This is a genomic window from Paenibacillus sp. FSL R7-0297 (assembly GCF_038009025.1).
Classification (GTDB): Bacteria; Bacillota; Bacilli; order Paenibacillales; family Paenibacillaceae; genus Paenibacillus_AQ.
Window position 1 is genome coordinate 4,843,861 of the sequence record NZ_JBBPAQ010000001.1, and the last position, 15,321, is coordinate 4,859,181.

Here is a 15,321-nt window from a genome sequence, read left to right on the forward strand (position 1 = left end):
ACAGCTTCGGGAAAACGAACATATGAGTCTCTAGAACTACGCCTATTGACCTGCTATAATTGGTAAATAATAGATTAAGAGAGAGGTGTAAGTCATGAAATGGAAATGGATTAAGCTTGTTTCTGTGATGGTATTCGCTCTCGTTATAAGCGCCCAACCCTTATCAGCAGCCGCTAAGACTCAGAAAGTCAAAGTTACATTTGTGAGCGCGAGCTTAGTAGAGAACAATCATGTGGGTAATGAGTGGTGGTCAGGCGGGTACGTAGATGGAGAAGAACTTGCAGAAGGTGAATCCGTCACAATAAATGCTAGTTCAACAGGAACTATCAAGCTGCTTGCCGAAGCACAGGAACAGGATAAAATTCCTGAGGAAGGGTCAGCAACCGCTTCCATTAAAGTGTCGACCTTGAAGGCAACACAGAATAAATCACTGTCCGTAAAAGTTGTCGAGAATCGAGGACGATATTCAGGGAATACCGCAACTTGGGAATTTGTGTTTAAGCTTGAAAAAGTGAAATCATAACCATGAGAAAACCAGCCGCGTGAGAGGCTGGTTTTCTTCATTAGGACTACCATTGGAACCCGTATGGATTATCGGAATCAGTCAGCTATAGGCTGAATGTTCCCCTATTCCCCGTTCCTCAGACCCGCCCGGTACTCGCTCGGCGGCATGCCCGTGTGCTTGCGGAATTGCTTCGAGAAATACAGCGCATCATTGAAGCCCACGGACGAAGCTACCTGCTCAATGGTCAGCGGAGCCCCGAGCAATTGTCTGGCTTTGTCCATCCGCATTTTGAGCAAAAACTGTTTGGGTGACAAGCCGGTTCGCTGCTTGAAAGCTTTGGACAGATGCACCCGGTGGTAGCCGAGTGAGGACGCCAGTTGATCAATACTGATCTGTTGGTGGAACTGCAGCGAAATCCAGCGGATGGCCTGGTCAATCTGCCGGTCAATAATCTCGGGCATTTCGGCAGGATGCAGGGGCAGCGCACTTAAATTACCCAGCCCGAATTGATGAAGCAGCAGCCGCGCCCAGCCTGAAGCCTCCAGACTCTCCAGCCGCGGGTAAGCAGACTGCGTGAAGGCATGCCGAATTCGTTCGTACAAGCTATGAAGCTCTGTGACATTACCGGAATGCATGAAGGGTTGTTCTCTTGTAATGCCGACAGCGGAGAGAAGTCCTTGAACGCCAATCCCCTGCATGGCTACCCAGGCATAATGCCAAGGGACATCCTGATCTGCCTGATAGCTGAAGAGCGCGCCGGGGAAAATAACGAAGGTGTCTCCACTCCTGCACTCGGCAGAGAACATACCGCTCTGAAACAGCCCCCCGCCTTCCAGAACAGTATGTATCAAATAAAAATCGTGAACGGAAGGTCCGATTTTATGGCCAGGAAAAGGTCTTGCCTCCCCGCTGAACAGGACAGACAGATCCTGCTCCTCCGGTGTTAGATTAATCCCTAAAGTGAAGTCATAATGGTCCAGATTCATATACAACATTCCTCCATATTTATCTTGTCTTTCTCCATAGTGGTTCCTTCTGTTCTATTCTATAGTGATTATAGAATATAAGAGCGGAAAAAGCTTCTAGAACAACGATTCTCATTCGGATTAATATTCATATTTCCAAATGACTGAAGCGTATTCCGCAAATTACAGGAGGCTAATGTATAATGTCAAAAGTTACATTTATCGGTGCAGGTAGCACGGTTTTCGCCAAGAACGTCCTAGGGGATATCATGGCGACAGCTGCACTTCAGGGGTTTGAGATTGCTCTATATGATATTGATCTTCAGCGGCTCAAAGACTCCGAGAATATGCTTACGAACCTGAAGAACAGTGGCGGCAGCACATGTACCATCATCGCCTATACCGACCGCAAAGAAGCGCTGCGCGGCGCCAAATATGTAATCAATGCCATTCAGGTCGGTGGTTATGATCCATGCACCATTACAGATTTTGAAATTCCGAAGAAGTACGGCTTGCGTCAGACCATTGCGGACACTGTAGGCATTGGCGGATTATTCCGTAATTTACGCACGATTCCGGTCATGCTTGATTTCGCAGCGGATATTCGTGAGGTCTGTCCGGATGCGCTGTTCCTGAATTACACGAATCCGATGGCCGTTCTAACGAATGTGATGAACACTTACGGCGGCGTGAATACGGTGGGATTATGCCACAGCGTGCAGCAATGTATCCCCGGATTATTCAGTCACCTCGGGATAGAACAGGAAGGTGTACAGGCGACGATTGCCGGTATCAACCATATGGCTTGGCTGCTTAAGGTTACCAAGGACGGCAAGGATTTGTATCCGGAGATCAAACGCCTCGCTGCAGAGAAGCAGCTTGAGCCTCACGGTGATATGGTCCGCTATGAGATGATGCTGAAATTCGGCTATTATATTACAGAATCCTCCGAGCATAATGCGGAATACCATCCGTATTTCATCAAAAGAAATTATCCTGAGCTGATCGAGCGGTTCCAGATCCCTCTTGACGAATATCCGCGCCGTTGCGTAGAACAGATTGGACGCTGGGAACAGATGCGTGATGAGCTGGTGAATAATCAGGAGCTTACGCATGAACGTTCACATGAATACGCCTCTTATATACTGGAAGCGATGGAGACCAATGTGCCGTTTAAGATCGGAGGCAACGTTATGAACACAGGACTGATTCCTAATCTGCCCAAAGAAGCCTGTGTCGAGGTCCCTTGTCTGGTTGACCGCAGTGGAGTAACTCCGACCTACGTAGGCGATCTGCCTCCGCAATGTGCCGCACTGAACCGTACGAATATCAATACACAACTGCTTACGATTGAAGCCGCCATGACACGCAAGAAAGAGCATATCTACCACGCAGCTATGCTGGACCCGCATACAGCAGCAGAGCTATCGATGGATGATATCATTAATATGTGTGACGACCTGATCGATGCCCACGGTGACTGGCTGCCTGACTATCAATAAAGATGAAAGTTGTTTTATCGCCATAAGCAAAGAAGCCTCCTATAGGAGGCTTCTTTGCTTAGTATAAATTTTAGTTCAATGGCTCCATTCACTCATACTATATACTCTCTCTCCGGCGGACTTTCCAGGCTTTTACCCGTAAGTACAAGCTGGTTCCCTCCTTCAATGGGATAATTCCTGAACTATAATCCTGAACCGGTATCCTCAAAAGAATATTTGTTCAAATCACTCCAATCGAGTGTGGCGCCCTTTTCCGATAAACCCCTTAATTCATTCATTGAAATATAGCTGTCTGGCCCTCCCTCCTGGTTGTTTTGGCATGCAGAACCAATCACAAGAACGAATAATATTATTATTGATAACTTCAAATATTTAGCTAGTCTCATATATTACGCTCTCCAAAATATCATAATATAGAAGTCGACACTAAGTCTGCAATAAGAGTCTCCTAGTTATTAATAATCTCAATAATCTTCCGCTGGGCGTCTAATGCTTCGGGGATAGGCATGATCACAAACACATGATTCATTTTGGGGTATACAAAGGTATTGATTTCAATTCCTTGTCCGGTCAGCATATCATCGAGCTTCATGGCATCGGGATATAGACCTTCGTGCGTTCCGATGAAGTGAGTGATTCTTCCGAGGTCTTCAAAGTCACCGTAGATGGGACTGATTATAGGGTCGTTTAAGCTTTTATCATCCGCCCAGATCCTTGTAATGACTTCCATTCCACCCACCGACAGCATCGGGTCCTTCTTTTCATATTCAGGAATAAGCGGGTTCGTAAGGGCCATATCCACACAGGCAGAGAATAGAATGATGTCCTTGGGCTGGGGAATCTCATTCATCTTGAGCAGATGGGCCAGGCCTAGAGATAGGTTTCCGCCTGCAGAATCGCCCATAATCGTCAATTGTTCAGAACTTTTAACGGTTCCCAGAATATCTTTATACAGGTTTAGGAGCTTCGGATAGGTGTTTTTATAATTATAGTTAGGAATTTTAAGATAAATAGGGGCTATTATTTTCGCATTAAGCGACTGTGCCATTCTATCCATGAACGTCCAGTGGAAGCTTAAAGGCTGGTTAACCCAAGCGCCGCCATGGATATAGAGAATTACTTTTTGCGTCATGGATTGTTGGTCATTTATTGTAAAAACCTTAATCCCCTCAAACGCTTCCTCCTTAATTCTGCTGATGAATTTAACAACACCCATCCTATAGGGCTTACTGTTTTCTAGGCCTGCCCGTTTTACAAACTGTGTCGTATTTTCAATACTGGAAAAGCCTTTTTTAGTATTTCGTAAAGCTAAATACTTCTCAAATAGAAAACTCTTTGTTGAACGTCTTTTGGTATAAACTTGTATACTCATCCTTACCCCTCCTGCATGATTACTGTATATATAATATTTCAACATACCCTTCGGTTCCATGCACGCGGATGCGTTGCCCGTCCTGGATGAGTCTGGTGGCATTCTCCACTCCGACAACTGCCGGTAAACCGTATTCCCGTGCGATTACTGCACCATGGGTCATTAGTCCGCCGACTTCAGTAATTAGGCCTTTGATGGAGACAAACAACGGGGTCCAGCTGGGGTCGGTAAACAAGGTGACCAAGATATCACCCTCCTCCAAATTAGCCTCTTCCATGTTGAGGATCACACGTGCCCTGCCTTCAACCACTCCCGAGGAAACAGGCAGACCTGCCATAGCGCCAGCCGGGAGTTGATCCCGTTTGTACTGGCCTGACAGGATTTCTCCATCAGAGGTAATCACACGCGGGGGAGTGAGCTTGACATATAAATTATAATCATCTTTACGTTTATTGATGAGCTGATAATCGGTTGTATTCGTGCGGACGACTTCGTGAAGCTCTTCAAAGCTGAGGTAGTAGATATCTTCTGTATCGCGGATAACGCCTGCTTGAACGAGCCGTCCGGCTTCCTTCAGTAACGCCTGCTTATAAACCAGGTAACGGCTAACCATGCCGTATTTAGGATATTCCCGGTAACCGATGAAATTCCGGACCAGGTCAATCTTCACTTTGGCTTCTTCGGCTTTGTGTACTCCATCCGGTAACTGCTTCAAGCGGTCTAACAGCTCCTGTTCTTTATCCCAAGCTTCCTGCCGTCCCTGCTCAAATTTCTGTCTGCTTGCACCCGGTGCGAAGTTCCTGATGTTGCTAAGAATCATGGGGATCAGTATCGCCGGTTTCTCGCTCCAACGGGTTCTGGTAATATCTATTTCTCCGGTACACCGCATTCCGTATTTGCTGAGATAATTATTTAGTGCGTCATATGTTTCTTGCCCGCCCTGTAAGCTATTCAGTCCCTCCAGGAAGTCCTCCTCTTGTGTACTCTGTAAATAATCAATGACCTGCGGGTAAGGACGAATCTTATCTGCGACGTCCATCAGTTCCAGACCCATTTCCGAAGTAATATTGTTCTGCACCGATTGTGAAAGGGTATCAGCCGCGTTAATTTCACCTAACCACTCGTTCATTTTTTCGTTAATCCATGCGGAAGCATCCATTGCGGCCATGAACACTGCCGTACTTTGCGGGTTGAATAGAACCCTCTTCAGTTCCTCGATATCTTCAAGGATGAACTCGAATAGAGCCGAGCCTGATTTCGTCTTGATGTTGTGTTTCAGCTCTTCTACCGATGCTTCATTACTCTTGATCAGCTCCGCAACGATGGCCGGATCGCTGCCGGCAGGTGTTTGATCGCCTGCCGGCAGCTTACCCGGATTGCTTTTTCCGGACTGCGCCGCCGCTTCAACTTGCGGTGAGATTTGTATGAAATCTCCCCGCTCCACGATCGTCATAAGCGCGTCTTTGACGAGCGGATCAGATTTCCCCAAGGTATCAATGATCATCATTCTGGCGGGCGAAGCCAAATAGGAGGTGACATCGACAAACAGTCTTCCGCCGGCTATACGCATGGGAGCAGGAGTAATTAACAGGTGAAAAGACAGTCCCAGCGGCTTCATAGCATCTGTCATCATTTGCCCATGACCTACAGATACATAAGCGCGGTTCTCTTGATCAATGGCTTCAGGGATCGGGAATAACGTGGTGATGGGCCGGCTCTGCACAATATAGAAGGTATCATCAGCCAGACACCATTCAATATCCTGGGGTGAGCCCAAATAAGCCTCGATTTGTCTTCCAATACGTTCCAGCTGTAGAATTTGCTGTTCCGTAAGCGTCTGCGCCTGTTGCTGTCCGGAATCAAGCTGCCGGGTTTCGGTCCCCCCTTCCGGCAGTCCGTAGATAGCCAATTTTTTGGCTGCAATCCGCTTATCGGTGATCTCGCCTTCCTTCACCTTATAGCAATCGGGAGACACCAGGCCTGAGACCAATGCTTCTCCAAGTCCAAAGCTGGCGTCAATGGACAGCAGCTTGCGGTTATTCGTAACCGGATCGGCGGTAAACAGAATGCCTGAAGCCTGCGGGAAGACCATCCTTTGAACGATAACCGATAAATAGACCTGACTGTGGTCAAAACCATTCTGCATCCGGTAGATTACCGCGCGCTCCGTGAACAGCGATGTCCAGCATTTGCTGATATGCTGTAGGATGGCATCAACGCCGATAATATTCAAATAGGTGTCTTGCTGGCCGGCAAAAGAGGCATACGGCAGATCCTCAGCAGTCGCGCTGGAACGTACCGCGTAAGCCTGTTCACTACCCAGCCGGGAGAGAACCTGTGTAACTGCTGTTACAACCCCGGACGGAATTTCTGCTTCCGTAATAATCCGGCGGATCTCCCTGCTGATTTCACTAATCTGCTCCCGGTTGTCCGCCCGCAGCGTGGTTAGCCGGTTCAGTAAAACATGATAGGTTTCGTTATGCAAGATTGCCTCCTGATAAGCGGCGGTTGTAACACAGAAGCCTTCGGGGACTTGGATGCCATCTATTCCTGATAGCATCCCCAGATTTAACCCCTTTCCGCCAACCAGCAGCAGCTGCGTACTATCCGTTTCCTCAAAACCCAGAACCAATGCATCCATTCCGTATCTCCCCTAACTATTGACTTGAAAAAATATTTGACAAGAAATTTCCGGCATGTTATATTTAATATATAAGATGCATTAACTACGTTTACAGAAACTAGTATAGTTGTGAAATGATTATATCATCGTGTATGTATATATGCAATATGAAGAACCTGAGCTGCAGCTCAGGTTCTTTTTTTGACGAATGGCAAGTTATATTGAAGCGGACTGAGGATCTGCGAATAACGCCTGATTAACACAAATAAAGGAATCTGAGTCCTCCTCTATTCGTCTATTCGTTACGCCCGTAATAGAGCTTGAGGTTCGTCACATCCACCAGATATAGGACATCGATACCCTTGGGACTGCGTTCTACCGCCAGCCGCTCGACCGGGATACCCGGCGCAAGCGATGTTTCGGTCCAGCCTGTGCCCGTATTTACGGCCATCAATGCACGATCGCTGCCGCTGCTTTTCACGTAATAGATTCTTGCGGCATTGCCTGCCCAGGTCACATCAATCGCGGCTGTAGTCGGAGCTGCATTATAGACCGTCTGCAGCGCCCAGCCTCCTGTGCCATACGTTGCCTGCTTAACCGAGAAGCTCGTGGCTCCTTCTTCACGATAGCGGTAGGCGATAACCGGGCGGCCAAGAGTATCAAGCGTCATCTTTGCGCTCTGAACGCCCGGTCCGCCGGGATCGCTGCCACTCTGTACATAGGCTTCAGCAGGAGCCATAGGCTGCACAATATCCGCGGTAGTCAGTGAGACCGGAGCTGACACAGGCGTTCCGTCTGCTTTGGAGAATACCCCCGTGGAAGGACTATATTTCAGATAAGACAGCTGGTGGCGCAGAGGACTGGCTGCGAAATACGCCCACTCGAACAAGATATGAAGATCTCCGCTCGCATCAAAGACCAGTTCGTCAGGGTAGACAGACCGGTTAAGGTGCGCAGCAATCACCTTGACCTGGCTCCACACAGATTCGGCATTATTCCAGCGGAACAGAACAGCCTCTCTTTTGCCTGCCGGATCTTTATCAACACGCACCATTAAATACAAATCACCGTTCGGAGCCGTCGCCAATACCGGATAGGTTACCGTCATGCCTTGAGGCAGCTCATCGGAGTGATTCTGCGGAATCCCTCCTACCGTATCCGAGCGGAAGTACTGCCACGGATTACTGTGCATGGAGGCGAATACGTGGAACCGGCCGCTCCCGTCTCTGGCCATGGACGGCTGATTATGCCCCAGATCATCCGTATATTCTGCAGGCACGGCACCATTCATGAGCGGCAGCTTGCTCCAAATCCCATCGTTATCCCGTCTGGCAATGGCTACGGTATGTTTACCGGCAATAGTTCCCGGTGCATTATAGGCCATGTACGCATACTCATAACCCAGTCCATACGTGGCAAGGGGAGACCACCATCCAGCCTGATTGCTGGAATCCATCGGAAAAGGCACCTCTTCCAGCACAGTGGCTGCGCTTCCGGTTCCCGCCGGTATCAGCAGCATCAGCACCGTCATCATGAGTCCGAGCTTCCATTGTTTTATTTTCTTCAACCCTTCCGCCTCCCTCAGATAAATGCTTCTTACAAAGCGCAATATTAACTATCCATGTAAACGTATTCAATTTTGTCGGACGTACCTCCTTCCTTAGGCTTTTTCAAGTATTTCTGGCCCAAGAATAGCACGCGGAAGCGGGAAATGTTACTGTACTTTTGCAAGATTACTGTATAGAGGGATTGCAAATCTAAATAAAAAAGGAAAGTCCGGGTCGCAGACTTTCCTGAATTTGAAGCTTAAACATCTGCCAGTCTATCAGCCTGACCAGTCTATTTCCGTACCGTGACGATCATCTTCGGCGTTCTGGTTTCACCCGCCGGGTTGCGTAACACCACCTCGTATTCATAGGTCCCGGGTGCTTTGCCGGAAATTGCAGTGACTGCCGATTGTGCACCTGGTGTCTGTGCCCGCAGGGTTTGGGTATCTACCAGAATTCCATTCTCATAGAGATCATATCCGGTAGCATTCGTCCCCCACCACAGATTCATACTTACATTATAGCTGCCGTCCCCGTCCCAGTTGTCGTTAGACAATACGGCTTGCCCTGGAGAGGCATCCGAGACTGTTACACTCAGCGGGGCGCTCTTCGTTGTACCGAGTGAATTGCTCAGTTCGCCTGTATAGACATACGTACCATTCCGTTTGCCGGCAATATCGATCTGTACAGACTGGGCGGCAGGTGACTGGTCTGCCAGAGATACTTCATGGATCAACTCACCGTTCTCATACAGCTTGAACTTTGCGCCGTTGTTACCCCACCAGAGATTCATGGTGATGGCGTAATCTCCGTCTCTCAGCCCTGTATCATGGCCGTTGTTGTCAGACAATACAGGAGTACCGGGAGCACTGTCCGCTAGTGGCGTTCCCTGGCTGATCCATGCTGCCCACTTACTCAGTACATCTGCCTGTTCCGCTGTAAATACCGTATTTCTGCCGGTATTGACATCATTGCCATAGGCTGCTAGCAGGTGGCGTGCTCTCGCACCTTCATGTGCACCCGCTGCAAGTTCTGCCTGCTGCAGCTTGCCGCTAAGCTCTTCGGCAAGTGCCCCTGCATCCGGATCATCCGAAGCAGCTGCGAAGGTACGTGTCAGTTCAGCCAAACTTGCAAAGGTAGCCGAAATACCGAAACTGAAATCCACACTCGTTTCCCGGCCCGCCAAGTCAAAGACCGTAGCTGTTACCTCATGCAAGCCAGGCTCCAGCGTATAACCAGGAGCGTTCAACAGCACACCGCTTGGTTCTGCCACACCGGACACGGTATCGGAAGCTGTATAAATAATCTCTACCTGCTGGTCAATCGTGTATTCCGGCTGTCCCTGAATATCGATGTCCGGAGGGGCGAGATCCACAGGTACTGCAAGTGTCTGTTCAGCCTCCTTATTGCCGTCCAGGTCAACGCTCCAGTAAGTGACGGTGTGCTTGCCCTCATCACTTATCGTCAGTTTCGTGCCGGTCTGGATCTCCCCGCCGTCGATTTGATAGTAAGTCGAATCGACTCCAGAATCTTCATCCGTTGCGGTAAACGTTACTTCTACCGCTGAAGTATACCACCCGTTCTGCAATTCTCCTGCCATAGCCGCTGTAGTCTGCGGCGCTGTCTGATCCGAAGGCTCTTCTTCAAGGGTAACCATACTAGAGAGCGGAATGTCCAGCTTTTGCACAAGCTTTGCGACCATCCCGGATACCTTTACCGCACCGTTCATCTGAAGATGTGTGTTGTCCTCGGTTGTACCTACCCACATAAATATGGATTTGGTACCTTCCGGCCCAAGCTCCTGGAAAGATTCCCAGCTGGCTTGATTCAGATCGATCAGAAGGGCTCCAGTCTCCTGTGCCGTTTCTTTCATCGCCTGCACATATTCCGGGAAGCTCTTGTTCAATACTTCTCCGGTGAAATCGCGCCGGTTCACCGGTGTGACCAGCACCGGAATTGCGCCTCTCTGCACAGTACCGTTAATGTAATCTTTCAGATACACCTTGAACTGCTCCGGTGTAAGATAACGTTCCGGCCGGGACGGTGTGGAATCATTATGCGACCACTGCATGAACAGATAGTCACCTTCATGAATACCCAACAGAATATCGTTAAGATATCCGCCAACCAGGAAGGTCTTACTGCTTAAACCGCTGACAGCACGGTTATCAATACGAATCTGTTCCAGATCGAAATAACCGCCTAGCGTCTCACCCCATCCAGCCTGCGGGCGATAGCTTTCGGCATAATTGGCGACCGTGGAATCGCTTGCCAGATAGAGAGTCGGCTGGTCAGCCGCACCGGTCTCCGGCAGCCGCTCAATCTTCAGCGCATTGATCTTCGGCGAATTGCCGGAGAACGTAAAGTCAAAGACTCCGTCAATCAGGGCAATGTCATACGTAAATTCCTTGAATTCACCCTTCGGCACGGATGTAACCGGCACCTTGGTCATCTGTTCGACAACCACAGCAGCGTTAGTCGCTTCCTGTGCATCGCCAATGGTCATGGTTACACGGTAATTAGCCGGCTTCATTTCAACCAGGAGGCTGCTGCCGTTCATGCGGATGAAATCCTCTGTCAGCGCATTTCCGGTTTCGCGGTTCTCATCCTGTACCAGCGCGGTATCCGTAAAGCCATAGCCATTCCCTTCAATATAAGCCCTTTTGGAATCTACTCTGGTGTATCCTTGGGCAGCGCTTCCGGAGCCGAAATCAAATTTGTATACGCTGATATCACCAGCCGGGCTACTGGTCAGTGATTCCCTAGCGACTGTCAGCAGGTTCACTGCATGGTCGACTTGAGCCTGTGTAGCAGCTGTACCCAGCACTGCTTCCACAACTGCCAAAGCTTTATTCAGCACAGCTATGGATGTGTCCGTATAGGTTGACAGATCCAAAGCTTTCACTTCTTGATGCAGCGTAATCAATGCCGCCTGATCGCCTGCAACCGGTGGAAGCATCTTGCCTTCGAGCTTCACATTATCGATCTGCGTGGTCCAGCTCAGCGTGCCGCCGCCTCCCTTTCTCGTTCCCAGGAACCGGAATCCCCTTACGTTATTGGCATAAACGCCGGGGCTCATCGGGATATCCTTGATCGTCTGAGTGACAGTGGGCTCAGCCAGACTCGTCAATGTCAGATCAATCTTCTTCTCGGCAAAATTAATCTTCACATTGGCATTGACCCACTGGTTCTTCAGAATGTCCGTTGCAATTCCGCCATCTGGAACAGCTGTGGTGCCCGTTCCGTAGTCAGGTGTGTATGGGCCTACAAAATAATGAATTTTTGTACCAGGACTGGTTGTTCCTGTTTTTGTTAACAGTGTGAGAAGGATATTCTCGTTTGCATCCTGCAAGGTCAGATGTCCCTCTGACGGGGTAGCACCTACGTTGCCGGAATGCCAGTTGAAATTAACATTAACGATGTCCCCGTTCACCGCATCGAACAACCGGAACACTTTCGCGCGATTCCCGGAACCGGAACCGGTGACTGACATTACCTTGTTTCCGCTTAGCTCGGTGACCGTGCCTGTCATTGTCCCGGCTATACCCGTGGCATTCACCATTGAATATTGAGCGGCAGCCGGATCACCCTCAAAGTTCTCCTCATAGACCTGAACCTCCGGTTCTGGCTCCGGTTCCGTAATGTCCGGATCGATTACTAACGGTGATATGGTTAATCCCATGTCTTTCACCGCACCGGCTACCAGACCGGCAATAACCTGCGCACCGTAGCTGCTGAAATGCGTATTATCCCCTACGCCGTTCGGGTACTTCGGATATTCGCCGGGATTAGCGTACAGGAAGATTTTCTCCGTAGCCGCCAGGCCGATACGATTGTAATCCGCAATGCTTAACTGGCTCAAATCGATCAGCGGTACATTCAGTTCAGCCGCTACTTCTTTGGCCGCCTTCACATATTCGGGGAAGCTTACGTTAAATTCCTGAGTGACTGTATTGAAGTCTCTTCGTCCTACCGGCGTAAGCAGGACAGGGGTTGCACCGCGCTGCTTGGCTCCGTTCACGTAACGGGTCAGGTAAGTTTTATAATCCGCCGGGGACGCATAGCGGTCAGGAATTCCTATGCTGGCATCGTTATGGCCGAAGGAAATGAAGAAGAAATCTCCCGGTTTGATCCGCTGCAATATCGTATCGAGACGGCCGTCAACCATGAATGATTTGCTGCTTCTGCCGCCGATCGAATCGTTCTGGACCACCGCACCATTCGCAAAATATCGTCCGAATTGCTGGCCCCACCCTTCCTGAGGAGCCTGCGCACTGCTATAAGACTGCATCGTGGAATCGCCGGCCATATAGATCGTCTTTGCAGCTCCCGGCGTCTTCTCCGGGTACCTCTCGATGATGATTTCCTGCACGTCGATGGCTGTGCCAGTGAAAATGAGCTCCAGCTGACCGTCTACCACCGCAATATCATACGAGTAGACCAGAGGTGCTCCCGCGCTTACACCAGTGACGGCCAGCTTTTGAACAAATTCAGATTTGACGCCGATATTGGAATCCCGGGCATCAGCACCAAGCTTCAGTGTTACCTTGTAATTGGCACTCGGCAGGTCAACAGCAAACTTCGTGTTGTCCGGAAGCGAAACATGATTTGCGCGCAGTGTAATTCCGCTTGTACTCTCAAAGCCGTATCCGGTTGCCTCTGTGTAAGGTGTATCCTGAACTGCTGTTGCTCCGGCAGCCGGGTCCGTACCGAAGTCAAAGTGATAGACCTGCTGAGGTGTTCCTTGTGCTCCGGTTAGAGTGACATTCGCTTTAGGGAATTCGGTCGCTTCCGTTCCGAGATAAAATCCGGTGTGCGGCGGCTGGTTATAGGCGACATTCTGCCAGGCTATCCCTAAACGGTATACGGGATCTTGCATCAGCGCAGGAATCCTGTAATTCGTAGGAATGGTTGTCGTATAGAGTCTATACTCCGAGCTGTCTTCGCTGCGCAGCAGCAGCTCCTCACGCCAATCACCCAGGATATCCGCCTGAAGGGCAGGGTTTCCTTTGGTATGATTATTGGTCAAGGTACCGGTTGCCCGAAAAATCTCCTTCAGCTGCTTATTCTCATAATCCCACTTGTAAACGAGCGGAATGCCTTTCGCTGTAGTGTTATTCCATTCATGGTCGAACAGCTCCCGCTGAAGATCCCCGTCCCACCAGACCGCAAAGTTGGCGCTTCGCGGCACTTCATTCTGTTCATAAATAACCTCTCCATTAGCCGCATATCCGCGGGATAAAGGGTCCATCTGACCCTCAACAATCGTGGCTGCCCATGATTCATATCCCGGGTAGTTCGGATCAATATCCGCGGACATTCCGCGTCCGGTATCCTTACCGGTATACTGGCCCCAGATAATCTCACCCGTTGCAGCATCACGCATCTCCAGCCCGTATTCAGCGTTCGTATGCTCATGCACACTCACGATCTGGTAACCTTCCCGGCCCGGATCGAGCTTGCCGGCATGCATCGCATCGCCATGGCCGAGTCCGGTACTGTAGATCAGGGTTCCATCATCATCAATCGCCAGGGATCCGTACATGATTTCGTCTTTACCGTCACTGTCAACATCAAGCACGCTTAGATTGTGATTTCCTTGTCCTTCATACTGCGATCCGGCTTCATTGGTATCAAAGTTCCAGCGCTTTACCAGTTGACCGCCAATATAGTCATATGCGGTAAGCGTGGTGCGTGTATAGTAGCCGCGGGCCATGACTACGCTTGGCTTCACGCCATCCAGATAGGCAATCCCCGCCAGGAAGCGGTCTACGCGGTTGCCGTATCCGTCCCCCCACGCACTTACATCCCCTCTTGGGGGGTCGTAATTCACGGTGGATACGGCTGCTCCGGTCTGACCGTCAAACAGCGTCAGATATTCTGCTCCGGAGAGGATATATCCGCTCTCATTGCGGTAATCCTTCGTACCGTCACCGATAACTGTGCCTTGGCCGTCCTTCGTGCCGTCCGCTGTTTTGACGACGACTTCAGCTTTGCCGTTGCCGTCCAGATCATACACCATCAGTTGTGTATAATGGGCTCCGGCGCGGATGTTAACACCCAGGTCTATTCGCCATAACTTCGTGCCATCCATTTCAATGGCATCGATATAGACGTTGCCGGTATACCCGGCCTGTGAATTGTCCTTGGAATTGCTCGGACTCCACAAGTAAACGATTTCATAATCACCGTCGCCATCCAAATCTCCTACAGAAGCATCTCCGGCGTAGTAGGAATACGTGCCGCCGTCTTTGGTGCGGCCGTCAGCCGGTTTATCCAGCGGAATGGGCATATAGCCGTTGTGCAGCACAGATACGGTCTCCGCCTGCATCTCTTCCTTACCAGCAATGACGGTGGAAATCTGATACTGGGAACTGTCTGCGCCTGTCGCGTCCACGTAATTGGTGGAGCCGCTGATCGGAGCTGAGTTTACTTTATAGCCGTTTTTATATATATTGAAAGCGATTTCATCTGAATCCGTATTCAAGTACCTCCAGCTTAAGTAGACACCGTTATCAACCAGGACCGCTACTAATCCCCGGTTCAGATATTCAGCCTGACGTGCGGGAAGACTGCCCGTTGATTCTGCATGTACCGGAGATGCCGGAATGGCAAGCGGGATAACCAGTAGTAATGATAATAAGAATGCGAACAGTGATTTTTTGACGAAAATTATTTTTTTGCCCATGTACTTAACTCCTCCTATTATTCTAAACTCATTTAGAAATCGGGGGAAACTTGTACGTTCACATCATAGTTGTCATTTAACATACCTGCTGCAGTCCTCTTAACTTAAATATGCTATAC

8 protein-coding genes are annotated in these 15,321 nt (G+C 49.6%); 2 read left to right on the top strand and 6 right to left on the bottom strand.

The features are described from left to right. Positions 1 to 94 precede the first annotated feature (94 nt). On the top strand, positions 95 to 523 hold the full coding sequence (locus MKZ24_RS21110; protein WP_042236492.1) for a hypothetical protein: 429 nt from the start codon (positions 95 to 97) through the stop codon (positions 521 to 523). Between the two features lie 104 nt (positions 524 to 627). Here MKZ24_RS21110 and MKZ24_RS21115 read toward each other — a convergent pair whose 3' ends face one another. Next, entirely contained in the window at positions 628 to 1,491 is an 864-nt protein-coding gene (locus tag MKZ24_RS21115) for an AraC family transcriptional regulator (protein WP_340786065.1), read from the bottom strand. A 182-nt stretch (positions 1,492 to 1,673) separates the two neighbouring features. Here MKZ24_RS21115 and MKZ24_RS21120 point away from each other — a divergent pair, with 182 nt between their 5' ends. After that, positions 1,674 to 2,972, top strand: a complete 1,299-nt coding sequence (locus tag MKZ24_RS21120) for an alpha-glucosidase/alpha-galactosidase (RefSeq protein WP_042236490.1) — start codon at positions 1,674 to 1,676, stop codon at positions 2,970 to 2,972. Positions 2,973 to 3,154: 182 nt separating this feature from the next. Here MKZ24_RS21120 and MKZ24_RS21125 read toward each other — a convergent pair whose 3' ends face one another. The 5 genes from MKZ24_RS21125 to MKZ24_RS21145 all read right to left on the bottom strand — a co-directional run bounded on the left by MKZ24_RS21125 (position 3,155) and on the right by MKZ24_RS21145 (position 15,202). After that, complete coding sequence (locus MKZ24_RS21125) at positions 3,155 to 3,358, bottom strand: hypothetical protein (RefSeq protein WP_042236489.1); 204 nt, start codon at positions 3,356 to 3,358, stop codon at positions 3,155 to 3,157. Positions 3,359 to 3,420: 62 nt separating this feature from the next. Continuing rightward, positions 3,421 to 4,344: an alpha/beta hydrolase gene (locus MKZ24_RS21130; RefSeq protein ID WP_340786072.1), complete on the bottom strand. Its 924-nt coding sequence runs from the start codon at positions 4,342 to 4,344 to the stop codon at positions 3,421 to 3,423. A gap of 19 nt (positions 4,345 to 4,363) precedes the next feature. Beyond that, complete coding sequence (ppsA, locus tag MKZ24_RS21135; RefSeq protein WP_340786075.1) at positions 4,364 to 6,985, bottom strand: phosphoenolpyruvate synthase; 2,622 nt, start codon at positions 6,983 to 6,985, stop codon at positions 4,364 to 4,366. A gap of 277 nt (positions 6,986 to 7,262) precedes the next feature. After that, positions 7,263 to 8,534: a BNR-4 repeat-containing protein gene (locus MKZ24_RS21140; protein ID WP_340786078.1), complete on the bottom strand. Its 1,272-nt coding sequence runs from the start codon at positions 8,532 to 8,534 to the stop codon at positions 7,263 to 7,265. Positions 8,535 to 8,806: 272 nt separating this feature from the next. Beyond that, entirely contained in the window at positions 8,807 to 15,202 is a 6,396-nt protein-coding gene (locus MKZ24_RS21145; protein ID WP_340786081.1) for a rhamnogalacturonan lyase family protein, read from the bottom strand. Positions 15,203 to 15,321 lie beyond the last annotated feature (119 nt).